Origin of the sequence: Leeuwenhoekiella aestuarii, assembly GCF_004104055.1 — a bacterium.
Lineage (GTDB): Bacteria > Bacteroidota > Bacteroidia > Flavobacteriales > Flavobacteriaceae > Leeuwenhoekiella > Leeuwenhoekiella aestuarii.
This window is the reverse complement of sequence record NZ_QOVJ01000004.1, coordinates 116,216-135,259: the sequence shown is the minus strand read 5'-3', so window position 1 is coordinate 135,259 and position 19,044 is coordinate 116,216. Positions and strand designations below refer to the sequence as shown.

19 protein-coding genes and 1 other RNA gene are annotated in these 19,044 nt (G+C 35.7%); 1 reads left to right on the top strand and 19 read right to left on the bottom strand.

Going from position 1 to position 19,044, the window contains the following annotated elements; genetic code table 11:
- Nucleotides 1-646: 646 nt before the first annotated feature.
- The 11 genes from DSM03_RS12275 to DSM03_RS12225 all read right to left on the bottom strand — a co-directional run bounded on the left by DSM03_RS12275 (nucleotide 647) and on the right by DSM03_RS12225 (nucleotide 11,941).
- On the bottom strand, nucleotides 647-1,069 hold the full coding sequence (locus DSM03_RS12275) for a response regulator (protein WP_128762074.1): 423 nt from the start codon (nucleotides 1,067-1,069) through the stop codon (nucleotides 647-649).
- An 8-nt stretch (nucleotides 1,070-1,077) separates the two neighbouring features.
- Complete coding sequence (locus DSM03_RS12270) at nucleotides 1,078-3,711, bottom strand: PAS domain S-box protein (protein ID WP_161567099.1); 2,634 nt, start codon at nucleotides 3,709-3,711, stop codon at nucleotides 1,078-1,080.
- A gap of 965 nt (nucleotides 3,712-4,676) precedes the next feature.
- The gene (locus DSM03_RS12265) at nucleotides 4,677-4,991 is read right to left on the bottom strand and encodes a DUF6730 family protein (protein WP_128762076.1); all 315 of its coding nucleotides are present in this window, start codon (nucleotides 4,989-4,991) and stop codon (nucleotides 4,677-4,679) included.
- Nucleotides 4,988-5,812, bottom strand: coding sequence for a relaxase/mobilization nuclease domain-containing protein (locus tag DSM03_RS12260; protein ID WP_128762077.1), 825 nt, complete (start codon nucleotides 5,810-5,812; stop codon nucleotides 4,988-4,990). Before DSM03_RS12260 ends, DSM03_RS12265 begins: the two co-directional genes overlap by 4 nt.
- Complete coding sequence (gene mbpA, locus DSM03_RS12255) at nucleotides 5,809-6,105, bottom strand: mobilization protein MbpA (RefSeq protein WP_128762078.1); 297 nt, start codon at nucleotides 6,103-6,105, stop codon at nucleotides 5,809-5,811. Before mbpA ends, DSM03_RS12260 begins: the two co-directional genes overlap by 4 nt.
- An 89-nt stretch (nucleotides 6,106-6,194) precedes the next feature.
- Nucleotides 6,195-7,049, bottom strand: a complete 855-nt coding sequence (locus DSM03_RS12250; RefSeq protein WP_128762079.1) for a toprim domain-containing protein — start codon at nucleotides 7,047-7,049, stop codon at nucleotides 6,195-6,197.
- Nucleotides 7,050-7,289: 240 nt separating this feature from the next.
- Entirely contained in the window at nucleotides 7,290-8,468 is a 1,179-nt protein-coding gene (locus DSM03_RS12245) for a virulence-associated E family protein (protein WP_128762080.1), read from the bottom strand.
- Between the two features lie 18 nt (nucleotides 8,469-8,486).
- The gene (locus tag DSM03_RS12240) at nucleotides 8,487-8,774 is read right to left on the bottom strand and encodes a helix-turn-helix domain-containing protein (RefSeq protein ID WP_128762081.1); all 288 of its coding nucleotides are present in this window, start codon (nucleotides 8,772-8,774) and stop codon (nucleotides 8,487-8,489) included.
- 298 nt (nucleotides 8,775-9,072) lie between these two features.
- Nucleotides 9,073-10,317, bottom strand: a complete 1,245-nt coding sequence (locus DSM03_RS12235; protein WP_128762082.1) for a site-specific integrase — start codon at nucleotides 10,315-10,317, stop codon at nucleotides 9,073-9,075.
- A gap of 284 nt (nucleotides 10,318-10,601) precedes the next feature.
- Nucleotides 10,602-11,003, bottom strand: a transfer-messenger RNA (tmRNA) gene (ssrA, locus tag DSM03_RS12230).
- Between the two features lie 110 nt (nucleotides 11,004-11,113).
- Nucleotides 11,114-11,941 (bottom strand): GIN domain-containing protein, encoded by an 828-nt coding sequence (locus DSM03_RS12225; RefSeq protein WP_128762083.1) that lies wholly within the window; start codon nucleotides 11,939-11,941, stop codon nucleotides 11,114-11,116.
- Nucleotides 11,942-12,090: 149 nt separating this feature from the next.
- On the opposite strand from DSM03_RS12225, the gene DSM03_RS12220 reads away from it, so the two are divergent.
- Complete coding sequence (locus DSM03_RS12220) at nucleotides 12,091-13,305, top strand: NAD(P)-dependent oxidoreductase (RefSeq protein WP_128762084.1); 1,215 nt, start codon at nucleotides 12,091-12,093, stop codon at nucleotides 13,303-13,305.
- Between the two features lie 36 nt (nucleotides 13,306-13,341).
- Here the strand turns inward: DSM03_RS12220 and DSM03_RS12215 are convergent, their stop codons facing one another.
- The 8 genes from DSM03_RS12215 to DSM03_RS12180 form a co-directional block, all read right to left on the bottom strand.
- Complete coding sequence (locus tag DSM03_RS12215; protein ID WP_128762085.1) at nucleotides 13,342-13,722, bottom strand: ribosomal maturation YjgA family protein; 381 nt, start codon at nucleotides 13,720-13,722, stop codon at nucleotides 13,342-13,344.
- Nucleotides 13,706-14,383: a DUF1361 domain-containing protein gene (locus DSM03_RS12210; protein WP_128762086.1), complete on the bottom strand. Its 678-nt coding sequence runs from the start codon at nucleotides 14,381-14,383 to the stop codon at nucleotides 13,706-13,708. Before DSM03_RS12210 ends, DSM03_RS12215 begins: the two co-directional genes overlap by 17 nt.
- An 11-nt stretch (nucleotides 14,384-14,394) precedes the next feature.
- On the bottom strand, nucleotides 14,395-15,171 hold the full coding sequence (locus DSM03_RS12205; protein ID WP_128762087.1) for a DoxX family protein: 777 nt from the start codon (nucleotides 15,169-15,171) through the stop codon (nucleotides 14,395-14,397).
- 34 nt (nucleotides 15,172-15,205) lie between these two features.
- A complete protein-coding gene (gene creD / locus DSM03_RS12200) occupies nucleotides 15,206-16,582 on the bottom strand; it encodes a cell envelope integrity protein CreD (protein WP_128762088.1) in 1,377 nt (458 codons plus the stop codon).
- A gap of 2 nt (nucleotides 16,583-16,584) precedes the next feature.
- Complete coding sequence (locus DSM03_RS12195) at nucleotides 16,585-17,100, bottom strand: Coq4 family protein (RefSeq protein WP_128762089.1); 516 nt, start codon at nucleotides 17,098-17,100, stop codon at nucleotides 16,585-16,587.
- Entirely contained in the window at nucleotides 17,093-17,392 is a 300-nt protein-coding gene (locus DSM03_RS12190) for a winged helix-turn-helix domain-containing protein (RefSeq protein ID WP_128762090.1), read from the bottom strand. Before DSM03_RS12190 ends, DSM03_RS12195 begins: the two co-directional genes overlap by 8 nt.
- Nucleotides 17,393-17,450: 58 nt before the next feature.
- On the bottom strand, nucleotides 17,451-18,080 hold the full coding sequence (locus DSM03_RS12185) for a hypothetical protein (RefSeq protein WP_128762091.1): 630 nt from the start codon (nucleotides 18,078-18,080) through the stop codon (nucleotides 17,451-17,453).
- Nucleotides 18,081-18,186: 106 nt separating this feature from the next.
- Nucleotides 18,187-19,044: a universal stress protein gene (locus tag DSM03_RS12180; protein WP_128762092.1), complete on the bottom strand. Its 858-nt coding sequence runs from the start codon at nucleotides 19,042-19,044 to the stop codon at nucleotides 18,187-18,189.

The following is a 19,044-nucleotide window of genomic DNA, read 5'->3' as shown; positions in this document are numbered from 1 at the left end:
CCGAGTTGGTGATACGTTAACAAATTTTAACAGTTTAGAGATTTTGTATAAGGCACCTAAAGGTAATTAAATACGAATATAAAGAGAACCCCAAATTTTTTATTTGAAAACCCTTTATAAAGCTTGACGACTTTGGTCTTAGTGGGCTGGCCAGTATAAATGGGCACTCCTTAATAGATATTGTCGAAGAAAGACACGGAAAAAAATAACAATATAGCCTTTCAGCTACCCGTCGGGGCGTGGCACGATATTATAGGAGAGCAAACCATTGCTGATGCCGTATTAGACCGCTAGTTACACACCGCCCATAGGATCGATATCAAAGGAGAACCTATGAGAAAAGAACTGAAAAATAAAGAGTAAATTTATCAACAAAGGAATCGACTTCCAGTACTTTGTTTGCTATGCTCACTTTCATCCAGCGCACGTGGTTCACTTTGACCAGCTCATCCACTCAAATACAGGATATTTTCCGTTAATTAGGAATGTTTACAGATATATAAATAATTTTTTATTGATCTCTAGCTTACATCAGTAAAACACAACGTTATTAAGGCTAATGTTTTGGATTTTTTTAGGTTGTGAGGTGATTCTTTGACTGTACCAAGAGCTGAATCAGGAGTAAGTTTACGATAAATCAACGAGCTTATGTAGATGCTTGATTTTCTTGTTGAAACTCTTTAAGTATTGACTTTAAATCCTCCATCTGAAAGGGCTTGATGATATAACTATGTACGTGCTCGTTATTTTTAGCTCTTTCAATATCAACATCATCCACTGATGAGGAAACCACGTAAATTGTAATCTCTTTATCTATTTTAGGTTTAATTTCAGCAAATTCTTCTAAAAAATCAAACCCGCTCATTACCGGCATATTAATGTCTAAAAATATTAGATCAGGTAGGAGATGGGTATCATCTAAATTTTGATTCAAGAAATCAAGAGCTTCTTCTCCATCTAAAAAAGCTTTCACTTCTTCATCAAAGCCTAATAATTTTAATTTGTGCAGCATCATAAAATGATAGATTGAACTATCATCGATAATGAAAATATTTTTTAAATTATTCATAGTGCGCCCTAAAAGTTTATACTAAGTGTTGTGCCTTCATCAACAATGCTCGTTGCCGTGATGCTACCACCCATTGATTCAATTTGGGTCTTGGTCATAAATAAGCCTATTCCCTTAGCATTAGGGTTTCGATGAAACGTTTTACCAAAACCAAATAATTTTGAACTGTGACGATCCATATTTATGCCCAGACCATTATCTGTAAATGTCAACTTGATAGTATTATCGGTTGTTATTATCGATTTAATATAAATTTGTGGCGATCTTTTTGGGGATCTGTAAGTAATGGAATTGTCAATTAGATTAAGAAAAATACTTTCCAAATATTGTAGATTGTAATCTATTGATTGTACTTCACTAAAATCGGCTTTAATCTGTGCCTTACTTTCTAGTATTTTACCAGCTAGTAAGACGTTGGTTTTGCTAAGAACATCCTCAAATCGAATATTTTTGGTTATTAATTTAGCTGCTCTCTTTATTTTTAGAGCATCTACTAAAATATCTAGATTAGAGTTAAGGTGCCCGATTACCTGTTCAAATTTTTCGAATAACATGGTTTTGTCCTCATCATTATCAGCCTGTTTATAAATCTCTAAAAGAGAATTCAAATTACATATGGGAGACCGTAAGTTATGAGAGGTGATTTGAGCAAAATCAGCCAGCTGTATATTTTGCGAAGTCAGTTTTTGAGTCAGTACTTCAAGATTAGTATTTGCTTCAATTATTTTATTTCTAGCCTCGTTTTGTTTAGTGATATCCCGCATTGCAAGAGAAATCAGATATTCTTCTTGTGTTATTAAAGGACTTAAACTGAGCTGAATGGGAATTTTTTGTTCGTCTTTATGTCTTCCATAAATTTCAAATACTTTTTTTGAATTTGAATGATCTTTTTTATTTAATTCTTCGTGACTCAAATAGGGTTGATAATTTGCGTTCCATTGATGCGGAATAAGTTTGTTTATACTTGAGTTGACCAATTCGTTGCTTGTATAACCAAACAATTTTTTTGCCTCAGTATTTATAAGTTGTATGTTTTTATCATTATCAATGATAACCATCGCATCTGGAGCCGACTCTAGCAGTCCTCTAAATTTATTTTCTAACAATTTTTGTTCGGTCACATCTTGACAAGTACCCATTAGATAGTCTATCTCGCCTTCAGAGTCTAATATTATATCTCCTAATACACAAATAAATTTCACCTTTTCAGATCCAGTTAGTATTCTATAATAATCGGAATAAAACCTTTTTTGTTTGAGTGCTTTACTCAAAGACTCTACTGCTCGTTCTCGATCATCAGGATGAACCATATGAAAATAAACTTCTTTAGAGATTTTCAAGCTAGCATCGTCCATTTCAAAAAGGGCGTACATGGTTTTTGACCATTGCCCGGAGTCAGTTTTAGGATCCCAATGCCAATGTCCCATCTTGTTTATTTCTTCTGCGCGTAGAAGCAAATTGTTTTTTCTCAAGAGCTCATTTTCAATCTCAATACGCTCAGAGATATCAATAGCTACGGCTACTAAACCAATACTTTGGTTTTGATCATCTCTAATCGCCTCTAAGGTTACATACACAGGTACAGTAGAGCCATCTTTCTTTACGTAACTCCAGATTCTTGAATCGGTATAATTCTTTTCAGCTAATAAGGACTCTACATCTATCGCATCAGCGTCAAGATTAAACTTTTGAATAAGGTCGTCTTGAAAAGCATCACGCTCTTCTTTTAAGGTATATATATTATGGGTTTCAATACCGATCATTTCCTCCTTGGAATATCCCAATAACCGTTCAGCCCCTTTATTAAAGTGTTTTATATAGCCCTTTTTGTCGGTAGATACTATAACGGGACCAGCATTTAAAAGAGATTTTAATTCTTTATTTACTACAAGAAGCTGTTGGTTAATTTTTGATATATTTTGCTCATTGTTTTTGCGGTCTGTGATATCCTGAACTATACCAAAAGCACCACTGCAATTACCTTCTTCAAATTTTGAATAAGCGATTTCCCTAATCCATCTGGTGTTCCCTTTGTTTGTTTTTATTTGGAACTCAAGATCAAATGAAATACCTTTTTCCAAACAGTCTTTTATAACTTCAATTTTAAGATTTCTATTAGCACCTTCTTCATAAAAGCTATTGAATCTCTCATAATTTATTTTATCAGCACTACAAAGTTCAAAAATTTCTCGTGCCATATCGCTCAGGATATAGCTGTCGTTTTTGATGTTTAATTCCCAGGTACCCATTCGAGCCATATCACTGGCTTTTTCTAAGATATTTTCTGTTCTCAATTTAGCTAACTCATTATTCTTTTTATCTGTGATATCATCGGTATACATGATAAGGCCCCCAATCGCTCCAGAAGCTTCATACCATGGGCGTACATCCCAAAGAATCCACTGAACACTGCCGTCTAATCTGTTAAAAGGCCATTCATTACAGATATCAATGTTTCCTTTAAGGCAATCTTGATGCTTCTTTTTCCATTCATTAGGTATCTCTGGAAAAATAGCGTAATGTGACCGACCTATTAGGTCCTGCCCGTGTAAATTATAATCATTGATCCATTTTTTTGAAACTGCGAGGTAGCATAAACTTTTATCCAGCATGGCCATGGCTAGCGGTGCTTGATCGATCATTGTTTTGTGGTAATAAAACCCTGAATTTGAATTTGTAGAGGCCATTTATAAAACTTTTTGATCTTGAATTTTAAATTATTCTTTGAAACTGGTTGAAGTTTAAGAAACAGACATTTCAATTTAAAAACGCAAATGTGTTTCTATAGATATAGATTCATAGACTTTGGTCTAACGTTTCATAAGGATGTTATTATCTCATTCAAGAGGATAAATTTTTAAATGTTCAAATGTCGTACATATTAACGATGATTTCTACCTATTGCCTGATATTTAACAGTTTATTGCTGAAATAATGATGGGAAATGATTTAAAATTTAAATTTGCACATAAATAGGATAAAATAGAATCAATTTAAAAATCTATTACGCAATACCCGAAATATTGAACAGGTCATTTTGCATTTATGATAGTGGTATTTATCAAACGGAAAGAAAAGCGCGTTTATTTTAAAAAATTGTAAGTGTAAAAAAGCCACTTTATCTGGGCTATGATTTTTTTCGTGTTCCATTTATGCCGAAAAGCGTAGCTGGCTTCAAGCTAAAAAATCGGTTAATCTCATCGATGTAGTTTATAAAAAATAATAGGTGAGATGCTATGGGGCTAAGGATTCTGACTACTAGCGGGTAAGCATAAACTAAAAACTTTTAAGAATAGCTGGATTTTTAGGACAACTTTAGTCAAGTGTAAACTTGTTTTTATACGGTTAGGATCACCGGTTTTATAGCGATGAGCTAAAAACTTAACCAAACAAAAAAAAACAAGCTACCTGGTAAGTAAATTTACCCCGGTGCCAATATGCTCAGATTAATTTCAGAAGATATAGTCGAAACAAAACAAATAATCATCAATTAGAGCAAGATTAATAATTTTATACTTACAAACCCTTCCCAATAATTTTTTCTTTCGAAAAGGCCTTCACAAAAGACAGGTTTTTTTGAAAGAAAAAATTAACTATACTTTTTCAATTAGCGCAGCAGGAGATAAATAATGGCGAATGCTTGTGAAAGAAAAAGAAAAAGGGCAAGTATGATGAGCCAATTCGGAATCGTTCGAGAGTGCTTAATCCGCTTTACTATTTCTTCCTGATTTTTTTGTTGAGCAGACTGATGAGCATTTAGTTTTCTAAGGTGCTCTTCGATTAGCTTTTCGATGTTGGTGCTATCCGCTTTGATGGTTGTATTTTTAAGATTTTTTTCGATCTGTTCCAGGCGTGTAACTTCCTGCTTAAAACTGTGCAGTTCTTCTACGAGCAACTCTGATAGTAGTTCTAATTTGGTCATATCCCTATTCCTTTATCGATTACGATTTTTAATAATTTTTGAGCAACAGCTTTAGCCAGGCTCGGTGCAATAGGAATGCTTCCTCCAGATAACACCACACGTTTTGCGTTGTTAATGGATTTAAGCAAATTATTAGCCGACATCGACCGATGCACTTCACTCCCTTTTATGTTTTGACCTTTGTATTCAAAGCGAAAACCTTGAAGTTGTTTGGATTTATTGATTACGGGAACCACCGTGATATGCTGCTTTTGCATGCGATTGATGTATGTCTGAAGATCTTTAGTAGATCCTTGAATAGCCTGCTGATGAGCTTTATGGATTTCACCACGCGTCTGTGCTAAGGCTTTATTTTTTTCAAGCTGAACGTCTTGTACGGTTTGGATGCCCATTTGCTTTGCAGTCCGCTCAGCAGCCCACTGACTTTGCTTTCCGATAAAACTATCAGTATAAGCCTTACCATTTAGATCGATACGATTGATATAGAGATGCACGTGGGTATGTGCTTTATCCCTATGTACATACGCGACTGCCTGGCGCTCTTGTAATTTCATATGTTGAATAAAGGTTTTAGTGAGTTTCCCTAAATCCTCGGTATTCATTTGAGCTCCATCGGTTACCGTTGGACTTAGAACAAAACTCAACGTATTGCGCTCACAATTTTGATTGAGCGCTTGCACGGCTTTAAATTCTTGGATGATTTCTTCTGCAGTATCGCCTACCAACAGATCGCTATATACCAGCTCAGCTTCCTTCTCCGGGTTATTCCCGTAGCGAATCGCTCCCAGAGTACTGGATATAGAACTTCCTTTTCCGATCATGGTATAATGCTTTTTAGGTGTTTTTTGATTTCTTCAGCAACCAGATTGACTTCTTCACTAAGCTTTGGATTTCCTTTTTTATACATATTGCCAATGCGTTTAAAATTGTTGTGATACTTTACCAGCATTTTATACGTAGTAATATGTTCTTCACTCATTCGCTCAGTAATCTGTTGATCCATTAGGCATTTTCTGCAAAAGGCGCTCAGGCTTAAGCCTGCAGCTTTTGCTTTTACTTGTAATAGTTTTTTTTCATAAACACTGCATCTGAATTTGATAAGTACTCGTTTCATCGTATTTGTTTTTTTCTTTGCAACCATCGGGCGCAAAGCAAGATTGTGGCCACAGCCACACATCTTGCCCTGCTTTCCAGAAATCAGTTTCAATTCGTTTTCATTAGCCAGGCATTAAGATCTTTTTCATCAGCATAGAATTCCGATTTATCAATACATTTTGAATTTTCATTTAAGAATAGCGCTGTTGTTTTTCTTCCGGCTTCATCCCGATCCAGATACAATTCAATAAATTCGTAATTATCAAAGTAGGGGAGTGCTCTATCCGCAAATGCGACAGAATTTAAAACCAGAAAATCAGCCTCTCGTTTTAAATTTGGATATACGGTAATCAGTGATAGCAGATCAAACATACCCTCTAAGACGATCAAGTTTTGAGACCCATTAGTGATCCATTTCAAATCCTTTGGTGAGCTAGAGGATTTAAAATATTTGTTTCTAAGTTCCCATCCACCGCAATTATTTTTCAGACCAATGGAAAAACCATATTTATCCTTAATAGTATAGTGAACCTCTCTGCAAAATTTCTGTGCTACAACTGGATTAATCTTTCGGCTATTCAGATATGCTAATAATGCAAGATGTTGAATGGGTTTTACTTGTCTGATTACAATTCCAGATTCCTTGGCCTTAGCTTGTTGTGGTTTTGGAGGTTCATAGTTCCCGATATTGAATTGTGCTAAAATTGCTAATGCATCACTCACCGATACTTTTGAAAGCACACAGATAAGATCGATACAGTTGCCGCCTTTACCTAGTCCGTGATCGTACCAGCAGTTTAATGTTTTAGAAACTTTAAAGGATGCTTGGGTTTCTGACCGTAGGGGACTCAGAAACCAAACTTCCTTTTCCGAATTGCGAGTGGGAAGGTGTCCTAAAAATTCCAGTGCCTTCACGATGGAAATTTTTCGGGCAATTTCACACGATAATTTTTCTTTTTTCATCTATAAATAGTTTAAAAATCCCAAAACATCCTACCATCTTACCCATCCCAGTAAACACGAGGCTTGGTGGCCTGGGTAGGTTGTTTTTTATCTTACCCATCCTACCAAAGATTTGTGGTAAGATGGGTAGGATTGTGGTAAGATGATTTATTATGATCCTACTACAAACGAGACTACTGTTTATAAGGTCTCAGAAGATTTGTGGTAGAATGGTAAGAGGTTTTACTCTTTTTTCTTTCATCAGCTTAGTTCATAAGGTGATTCTGTGAACTTTCGCTTTGCTAAATAGCCGTAAATCCTCCGTTTGGGGTGTTTGATCTTTTGAAAACTAAAGCCTGAAAGGGCACGCCCCAGATTGACCTGGCTGATGCGGATGTTCAAACAATTTAGACTCACCATGATGTCTGTGGCCGTTACAAAATCTTTTTCGTGGGTAGACTTTTCATAGTACTTCGCAATAAGTTCCTGCTCGGTGGTCATTTTAGTATACCTTTGATTGCGCTCCTCATTTTCATTGACATCCTTGACTGTGAGCTCAGGATTAAAATCAGGATCTTTATAAGCCAAATGATAAGCCTGGCTCCAAACGTCTCGAATGTCTACTTCGTTTTTATAATTGAAGTCTATAGGACCCATCAGCTCAAAGCACAGCCAGCGAACAGAACCGGTTTCATCATTTAAAAAGGAAGACATATTGGTCGAACCCATAAAGGAGCAAATTCTTGGAAGTATCGTATTCTTGCGGTCATAAGGCAAACGCTCGTTGATAAAGGTTTTTGAGAAAAAAGCTTTGAGGGCATTGACATCATTTTTTGAAAGTACAGCCAGTTCGTCGAGATTATACAGGAAGTTTCGGCATAGTTGAATTCGGGCATCTTTATCGCTATTGATATCTTCCGCCATATATTCTGCTAATTCGGGTGGGCAGAGATAGCGGCACCAGGTGGACTTGCCCGAACTCTGACCGCTATGGCTGATAATTAGCGCCTGCTTGTTGAAATAAGCAGGCTCCAGAGCGCATTTGATAGCTCTAACCAGCCATTTCTTAAAATGATATACAAATACTTCATATTCATAAAGCGGAACAAAAGAAGCTAGTTTTTCGATATAATCTTTACCATCCCAAGGCTTCAGAGAGTCGAAGTATTCTCGAATTGGATTGTATTTATGGATCAGTTCTGACTTGATTAGAATCTCTAATTTAGAAGTACTGATATCAATCCCGGCTTTGGTCAGTTCAATAATCAACGAGTTCAGGTTCAGGTAGTACCATAGACGCTTTCCTTTTAGAGATATCTGAAAGTCGTGTGATATTTCATTATAGAGAATATCATACTTCTCAAATAAGTATTCAATGGTGTAATCGTAAACAGTTTTCTTTTTAGGATCTGCTACATGATAGAGTTTATTATTTTCCATAGCTTTAGTTTTATAGGTCTATGAAATTTTTGATCCTTTTGAATGGTATTTTGTTGATTCTCCTGAATCGACCTCAGAAAATATTTTGTTTTGTAGCAACCACTGCTCAAGTTCTTCCCGCTCAAAATAAATTAGTTTACCATTAGGTTTACTATGGGGTATAGTACCGGTAGAGGTTAATTTATAAAGATAGCTTCTAGATATTCCTGCATAGTCGCAAGCTTCCTCTAGGGTAAGTACTTTCTTATTGGCAAGTAAAAGCGATTCGATTCGCTCAAGTCTTTCGTCTAATTTAAGTATGTTCATCGTATCCTTTTTTAATGTGAATAGTGAACAAAGCGCTTTGTTTGATTAAGTAGAATTCTTGAATTAAAAGTAAAAAAGTGAAAGTTTAAACACCCTTTTTTGAGAGAAGAGTTATTTACAAATAGCTTGTAATTAGCCCCTCATATTGTTTGCATTTATCTGATAAAGATTGAATTCATTTGTTATTAAATATTATCCAATACGATGTATCGCCAAACAGTTTTCCGGAGTTATGAACATTTCTATGAAGAATTTAAACTCCTATTCGATAATGAAAAGGCTTAGATACGGTTAAGCTCTATTCCATTTTGGACTCCTTCTTTGACTTCTGAGCAGCGAGTTTAGCTTTTAAAATTTTCATGTCATCACTAATTTTCCGATCAACTATTTTTGCATAGTGCTGTGTTGTGCGTAAGGACTGATGTCCTAGCATTTTACTTACAGTTTCGATTGGCACTCCATTTGTTAAAGTGATTGTAGTGGCAAAGGTATGTCGGGCTAAGTGTGTTGTTAGTGGTTTAGTTATACCACACATAATTGCTATTTCTTTCAAAAAAGCATTAGACTTTTGATTACTAAAAACAGGAATCACACGCTCAGAATTTTCTACTTCAGGATGATTTTCGTAACGCTCAAGAATCTGTTCAGCTACGGGAAGGAGTGGAATACTGCTTTTTGCACCTGTTTTAGTTCGATTAATTCGAATCCATCTGTCACCGTCTATTCCCAAAGTGATATCAGACTTAGAAAGCTTCTCAACATCAGAATAAGCTAAACCGGTATAGCAAGAAAACACAAACATATCCCGTACTAATTTCAACCTATCAAAATGAAGGTCTTTGCTCCAGAGTGCGTCAACTTCCTCTTGGCTCAGAAACTCTCGTTCGACAGGTTCAAATTTTACTTTATAATTAATAAGAGGGTCATGATCCATCCATTTATTTGCTAATGCAATACGGATGATTTTTTTGAAGTTATTGACGTATTTCAATGCAGAATTGTGGTTGCAGTTACGTTTAGTTTTGAGAAAATGTTCAAACTTGGTAATAAAGGTATAATCGATATCCTTTAGTCGATAGTCATCTTCTTTATAATACTCTTTAATGAATTGCTTAATGTGATTGTGACACGTCCAATATCTTTGGGCTGATGCAGCCGAAATATCTTTACCGATTAATTGATCTAGGTTTTCGTTATGTTCTTTAAAAATTTCAAGAGTCATTTTGACAATATCATTTTCACCTCTTAATTCTTTGATCAATGAATTGGCGCTAATGTATTTATCATTTTCAATGTAATTTTGATGAATTTGATTGAGCTTATGCCTCAAGTTACTAATGTGCGTATTTATTTCCACTGCTTCACGGCTATTACCTAAAGCTTTTTCCTGACGTGAATTCCATTTCCTAGGATCGACTCTTCTAGAAATACTGTGTTCTTTTCGTTTTCCATCAACAGTCAATCTAAGGTAAATAGGTGCTAAACCTCTTTTATTAATTTTCCTTTTTATAAGATGAAATAGTGCGTAATAGTTATTTTTCATGACTTCTATTTATGTAACTCCCGAACCTTCGTGGCAGGTAGGATATGAACCTTGAAGTCAAATTAGTAAATGATTTTTTAGGGTCAAAAAATTTTAACTTTTGTAAAAAACTAAAAAAGAGGATGTTATAAGCTTGGCGAGACCCCCTAAGCTCAATAATGGCGGTACCTGCCTAATGGGTCCCGATTTTTATGCATTTAATCGATATTAAATGATGTCAAATAAAATGAAAAACCCTGTAAATCATTAATTTACAGGGTTTTTAAATGAGTTTGAGACTCAAAAAGTGGAGTCGGGCGGGTTCGAACCGCCGTGCAAACAGGCAACTCAATAGCTTTCTACACGTTTATTTGCCAATTGGTTTTCGTGCAACAGCCGGTCGGCAACTACCAACTGGTACCTTATTCTCGATTAGATTTCACTATCACATCAAGACCCTGTAATAGCTATGTTTACTTTTTCGGTACCTCTAAGCGAAACGCCGCAAACCAAGGCTTTTCAGAGGTATCATGGTCTCATACCTTGTATGAGATTAAGATAACCTTACTATAATTCGGGTTATGCAGCCATGGCGTAGTTATTCTCGCCGTTTAAAAAGTGTGAAACATGAGATTTACGAGCTTGTGTCCCAGCGCTCGACGTGCTTACTATTCAATTAGACCCGCTGTCAAAACCAAATCGACCCCAAGTCCATTTTTTCAATTCTAAAAATAGAACCGAAAAAGGTGTGCAAAGATACTAATTTTTAACAGGATAAAAACCTAAGTATCTTCACACTTTAAAGATTTTATAAAGCTTATCTCTTATTAATCTGTGCATCATCGTTTAAGGCTTTTACATTGATTTCGGGTTTGCCATAAACATTAACGATAGCATTATCTTGTGCAGAAACCATCAATTTATCTGATGCACTTATACCTGAGCTACTACGATCGCTTAAAGTTAGCATCGCTTCTTTGATATCAAAATCATCACCTTTATAATCAGCCTTCCCGGTAAGTGTTAGATTTAAGGTTTCAGATTTTCCTCTTGGGTTGAATTCTGAATTATCAGACATTGTTAAGAAGGTTTCGGTTGCGGTGAACTTTCCGTCCAGATCAGTACGCCCGCTCATTTTGATTTCAAGTTCTCGAGTCTTAGTGTTGACTTCGCCTCCTGCCTTTTCTGAAAGATTTATTCTCGTTTTTTTACTGGTGATATTCAAATCAATTTGAGAATCACTCATGGCAGTAGCTGTAAAATAAGGCACTTCAATTTGCCCAGGAGTCTTGAGGTCGCTATCACCTTTAAGAACTATATGTTGGGGATTTTGCAATTTCAGATAAACCTCCAATTTTTTAGAACGGGTGATTTTCATATTGGTATTGATATGCAAAACACTATCCTTGACTTTAAAATCTACAACACTTATAAGATTACGGTCTGTAGTTAATATATAGTCATTGCTTTTAGCTTGAACAAGTTCAACTTCAATATCATTATCAACTTCAATGGTATTAATACCGGTTTGTAAAGTTCCATTTACCGAAATCACGTCGCGATCTCCTTTAATTTTAGATTGTTGTGCTCCGCAAGATGTAGTTAATAGTGCTAGGGTTATACCCAGTCCAAATATATTTTTCATATAATTTTTTGTTTCAAATAATATAGTAGATAATAGTAGCAAGGCTACCCAATGGATTATTAAACATTTGCCAATACGTTATTAAAGTTGGCTTAAAAAGACTGTGCCCGTATCTCTATAAATTTGTAATTTTCTCAAAAAGCATTTTTATGGCAGTATTAAACTTTGCACTCTTAAAAGAACGTAAATCACCACCAGATCGCCGCTCGGTATTATCACCCATAGCGATGTCTCGTGCGCAAGAATTATTTCCTAGAGCTACATTTTTAGTGGAGCGTTCAACTATACGCGTATTTCCTGATGTAGCCTATGAGAAAGCAGAGTTTGAAGTAAAAGATGATGTTTCTGATGCAGATGTTTTGCTGGGTGTTAAAGAAGTGCCTATAGATGCATTAATCCCAAATAAGAAATATTTCTTTTTTAGCCATACGATTAAAAAGCAGCCGTACAATCGGGATTTATTGCGTGCGGTTTTAGATAAAAATATCGAACTCTATGACCATGAGGTGATCACACGTAAAAGTGGGTTGAGACTTATAGGTTTTGGGCGTTATGCCGGTTTGGTAGGAGCTTATAACGGGTTTAGAGCTTACGGAAAAAAACACAACTCTTTTGATTTGCCACCCGCTCATACATTGACCGATGTGAGTGCTCTTATCACTCAATTGAAAAAGATCGAATTACCGGCTATTAAGATCTGCCTCTCCGGAAGCGGGAAGGTTGCTGGTGGTGCTCAGGAAATTCTAGAAGCAATAGGTATTAAGAAAGTGAGTATTTCAGACTACCTCAATAAGTCTTTTGATATGCGGGTATACTGTAAAATAGGTGTGCTGGATTATGCAAAACGAACAGATGGAGAAAAAGGAAGTTTGTCACAATTTATAAAAGATCCTTCTGCGTATGAAACTGATTTTTTACGTTTTGCGAAAGTGACACAGCTGTTTATAGCCGGACATTTTTATGGTGATGGCGCACCGTATTTATTTACTAGGGAGCAGGCCAAAAGTCCTGATTTTAAAATTGAAGTTATTGCAGATATCTCTTGTGATATTGATGGACCTGTGGCTTCTACCTTGCGGGCTTCTACGATAGCTGAACCTTTTTATGGTTATGATGCTCAAACTGAAGAGGAAGTCGCTTTTGATGCTCCCGGAGCGATCACCGTTATGGCGGTAGATAACTTGCCGTGTGAGTTGCCCAAAGACGCCAGTGAAGGTTTTGGTGAAATGTTTATAGACAATGTATTGCCGGCTTTTTTTAACGAAGATAAAGATGGAATCTTACAGCGTGCCCGTATGACAAAAGATGGAAAACTGACACCACGTTTTAGTTATTTGCAGGATTATGTAGATGGAAAGGAATAGGCTTTATTAGAAATACAACCTAAATGTGCGATTACCTTACACCCCTTTCTTAGGGTGGAGAGGGGGTGAGACTATTTCTACCCACAAAATAAATCCAATACCAAAAACATACATCAGGAGATCAAGCCAGGAAAAATGACTGCCAAAAACTAACGTAGCCGCGTGTTGGTATTGCGGAAGGTTTACCAGCTGTAAAAATTCTATTATAAAAGAAATCACAAGCGTCACTAATAATCCGGTTTTCACGGAAATAGAGCTACAACCCATCAACAAGCAATACAATAAAATAACTACGAGAAAATCTCCCAAATTAGCTCGTATAAACCCGGTTTTTAAATAGGTTGCGATAGCTATTTCAATACTGAGAAGTATAACAAAACCGATGCTATAATTTGAACGCTTACTGCGTGGAATCATAATTGCTTATTGATTTGTGCCCAAGTTGAAAAATATAAAAACCGGCATTTAAAAGTGTTCCAAAAGCCAGAGTAAAGAGCCATACAAATTTATACTCTACAGGGTTGGTAAGAACTTGAAGAATAGTAGTGAATAACTCAAATGGATTGGTAACTAAATCCCAGGAGTTGAATCGGACTACTCTGCCCAAATAAATACCAAAACCGCAAAGTATAAAAACGGAAATCGTGGCTATATTCAGGAGTTTTTTATTGATCGTATTTTTGAGCAATCTTCTTAATTCTAAAATGGATTGATAACCAAAGTACAAGCTGACTCCTGCAAACGTAAGAATAACAACTGCATCGTAAACAAACCACTGAGACGGGCTGTATGATAGATGAATCAAATCGGTTAGAACATAAGGCGCGTTGGGTAAAAAGAGCAGCCACAGTAATAGCATAAAAAACTTCTTTATGGGATTGAGAAATAATTCTTTATTGAATTTCATAAACCATACAATTCCTAAGGGAATAAATGCCAAAAAGAGATTCCATACCAGAAATAAGCCAAAATAATCATGTGTAGTTTTAACTCTGAACACCAGCAATAAGAAGCAGACTAAAAGTGCTATGAACAGATGCTTGAGTGTAGTATATTTAGTAAGAATAAACTTTTTCATATCTATTATTTTTAATTAATTTCTTCATAATCTTTCAGACATTCGTCAAGCGTTTTCCCTTGATTGTGTATGCAATTGCAAAAATCAAAACCCGCTTTTTCAGGAGTTCGGCTTTCACAATCGCCATAATTGTTGCGGGGCATTAGTTCAAAAAGTCTGTTAGATGCAAACATTGTAATCACAAAAATGAGGATTATCATTCCCAAAAATACCCAAGGAAACTTTTTCGAAACCAGTGGTGATTTTATACTGGCTAAATTGAAATTTAAACGCAAGGGTACGTCTTTCTTAAATGGAAAATCATTTTCTATCTCTCTAAGCGTAAGTGGAGGATCATATTTGAGTGATTTATCACTGAAAGGCAAAATAAATTTGAGACGGTCGTAATTGTACAGTAGAATATATAAGTTGGCTAAAACCATTAGTGTTGAAGTAACTAGTGAACCTTCAAAACGCACGGCCCACGACAGCACAAAAATGTTTAAAATGATGGGGAAATATATCAATGCACCCAGCAGCGCTGTACGTGGAATGAGTAACAATATAGCAGCTGTAATCTGAGCAACACCAATAAACGGATAGTAAAATCCCGTATGATATAAAGCTTCAAGATAAGCTCCCATAGGATGTTTTATAGCAAGTCCGCTGGCAAAACGCTCGTCTATGATTTTGACCCAACCGGCAACTATAAAACCCAAAGCGAGCGTACACCTGCAAAATAGATAGAAGCCAGCGTGCCAGAAATTGCGATGCACTTTGGTATAAAAAGAAAGAAATGACTTGTTCATAGTTTTCACTAAAGCATGGTTTTTAATTATGAATTTAGGGATTCCAATCGATCTTTTGAGATACATACATCACCAAAGCCAGAATGATAAAAAGGCCAATACTGCCCACAAGCAACGCGTAATTTTCAAGTTGAATGATCACATAGATAAAACTATACAGCAGTGTGAGTGAAAAAGCTATAAAAGCCGGGAATTTAATGTTCTTGAGTATACTGCGGGCGTATAATGATATCAATAGGATTACGACAACACTTGCAACGAGATAAGCATTTAAATAGCTGCTGTGTTCAGATATTGAAATCAAGAGTGTATAAAACATAATTAGCGCAAGCCCGATCATCAAATATTGAAAGGGATGGATATGGATTTTACTGAGTGATTGAATTAGAAAAAAGATCAAAAACGTAAGACCAATAACCAAAAAACCATACTTAGCTGTTCGCTCGCTTTTTTGATATTCATCTACCGGAATTTTAAAATTTACACCAAAAGCAAACTCCGTAAGATTAGGTAAACCTTGAAAAAACTCTTGCGGAAAAGGTCTGTTAATATCCAATACTTTCCATTTTGCATCAAAGCCTTTACCATCAAGTTTATCTTCATTATACGGTAGATAATTACCGGTGAAATTATTGGTTTCCCAGTCTGAAGTGACCTGTGCTTCCGTTTTTTTTCCCGTAGGAATAAAACGTAATTGTTCGCTTCCGTTTATGTGTAAATCCATCTCAAAATTAATGGTGTTTTCTTGTGGAAGATTTTCCGGTTTTACAGAAGTCGTTTCCATTGTAAAAAGTTTTAGATGAGAAAGATCGGTAGGGTTTCGTTTTTCGTACTTTGAAGAGAACGGATAAGAATTGCCATTTAATTTTATGACCACTTGCTCATTGACTCCTTTGAGATTAGAAGTTTGAAAGATTACGCGTGCTTTTTCCCATAAAATCTGATTGGGTTCTGCAGGAGCATCAGAAAAATCAGGAACAGCAAAAGAACCTTCAAAGTGTGTTTCAGAATTATAAACACTGGTTTTGTAGATACTTCTGTTCTTTATTTCGGCATTTACATGAGTTTTAAGGTTTAATTCTTCCGGGAAAAAATAGGCCAGTTTTTCCTCTTCTATAAATTGCGGTTCAACTGCTTTAGTCTCTTTATTTTGAATTACCTGTTTTACAGAAATAGTATATGGTATTTTTAAAACAGGACCATAGATCAGAACTTCTTCTCCCCATTTTTCATTAATTTCAGCTACCACCTCTTCTTGACGCTGAGCCCGTTCCTGAATGAGATCTTGAACAAAAAATAACGGAATAAGCAGGATTAAGGTGAGAAAACCCACCATAAACATGCGAGCGGTGATAGAGGTTTTTAGCCACTGTATAAAGCGATTGGGGTATTGTGTTTTTTGGGAGTCCATAATTATAATTGATTGATTTTAAATATTATTTTTAGCGTAGTGATCGAAGTATTGAGAGCCTCTTTGTATTTAAAGTCGTGTAGCGTACAGGTGTTTTGCCCTTTTTTTTGAGCCTTTTTAAAAGTCTTATAGTGATCGGGGTAGAGGAGGTAACCGGCAAACATAGCGAGTAGTAAAAATGCACTTCTCTTCCCATTTCCATAAAGAAAGAATTGGAGTGCGATTTCTTGAGCAGTATCGGTTTGATAACCGGTCAGAACATGAAAAACATCGTGATTTTCACAACGGGGTTGAGGTTCATAATTGTGTTTTAGTAAAAAACATCCTAAATGAAAGCCTAACGTTTTTTCTGGGTATTGTAATAATTCTTTTCTGGAAATGCCCCAAACTTCTGTACGTTTAAACTTCACATAAATACGACTGTTTAAATCAAAAGAAGCTCCTACAAAGAGTTCTCTTGCTAATATTAAAGTACTTTGAAATTCAAAGTTAATTGATAAAAAAATAGATTTATTCATTAGGATTGATGAGTTTTTCTAAAGCTTCAATGTGTTTAGTAAAGGCTTCCCGGCCAGATTTGGTAGCAATATATCTGGTATTGGGCTTTCGGTTAATAAATGATTTTTCAATGCTGATATAAGCTTCTTTCTCTAGCGCTTTGGTATGACTGGCAATATTTCCATCTGTAGCGCCCAGTAGTTCTTTAAGCATATTAAAATCAGCAAAATCATTCACCATCAAAATACTCATGATTCCCAGGCGTACCCGGTGATCAAAAGCTTTGCTTATATGTTGAATGATGTTTTTCAATGTATACTTATACTTCTTTAGTATTAATTCGCCTTTCTTTCTGAGATTGGGTAAGTTTTTATCGGTCGTATTTATTATATAAAATAGTTCCGTAAATAATGTGGAAAACCCCAAATCCTAGAGCCCAAAAATACAAACCATAACCCACAAACTGTGTAGCGATAAGACCTATTATAACATAAGCTATTCCCAGATATTTTATATCACCTATTGTGAATTTGCTGGCGTTTACGAGAGAAAGACCGTAGAAAATTAGTGTTGCAGGAGCGACCAGACCTAAAATACCATGTTGTATTAAAACGATACAAAAAAGTCCGCCAGTTACTAGGGGGAGTCCAAAATTTACGAGTAGTCGTTTTGAGACCGGATTCCAGATTTTTTCATTTTGCTTTTTAGCTTTACGCATAGTAAGTATAGCTCCTGTAACAATTGCAGATATTAGCACAAATAAAGCAATGCTAACAAGATTTAGAAAAACGGTAGTATCTAAGTTATCTGATACGATTTCGGTATCCGTATATATAGCACTATCATATCTTTTCAATTCAAAATAAGCCAGGATTGCGCCTATCAAAGCGTAAACACCTGCTAGAACCCCTGAAAGGCCACTAAGTGACATAAAGCGAGAAGATCTGCTCATCATGGTTTTGATGTCGCTGATGTCTTTGAGATAGTTTTTATTATCCATACAAAAGTACTTTGAATTACAAAGTAAAGGTAAAATAATTTACCAACCAAGAATAAAAAAAGCTTCACGAGAACGCGAAGCTTTATGTTTTGATTATAGTTATAAGCTATCGTACTACTAGTAGCGGACTACTTAGGGTTTCATTAAAGAGTTCTTCTGTAAGACTACCTATCAATAAAGTTGAAATATTACTACCTCCTTTGTCCGATAGGATAACCAAACTAGGTTTGCGTTTTTCAATTTCAACTAGAAATTTCTGACTTATGCTTTTATCTTTTGCAAAAAGAAATTCGTGATTATCAGGATCTGTTATAGCAAGTTTTTTAAAGAATTTAGCAGATTTCTGACGCATATGTTTCTCTATTTTTTCTTGCGCATCTTCTCGGGCTACATATGGAGAAAATTGAATAGGAACTTGTGCGATATGTAATGCATTTATGGTAATGGGTTGCTTACCTCTAAGCTCTTCAGCAAAGAAAAAAGACTTTCTTGAATGACTAGAAAAATCTGTACCTACCCATACCGTTTCTAAGCTTAGCTGAGTTGTTTTAGGTACTGTAAGTATACTACACTTGAGCAATGTTAACAACTTTGAAGTGACCACGCCAGTGCCATCTTTAGCAGCTTTATTTCCTACAATAGCAAGATTGATCTGATATTTATTAGCGATATAGTGAATGAGTGATTCTGTATTAGAATCTTCAGAAATAAATACTTCCCAATCTACATTTGCTGTAAAATGCTGAGCGACTTTCTCGTTAAGCTCGTCACCTATAAGTTGGTCAAGGTTCAACTGATTCAGCTCTTCTTCAAAAAGGTCTGAAATCTCATATTTCTTTATATTGTGCACAAAATATACGTTATCAGCTTTAAACTTTTCAGCAAGAAAAGAGGTGTATTCAATGAGGTGGGTGTCTAAAGATGAGAGGTCTAAAGCAACCAGTATGTTTTTTACTTTTTCCAT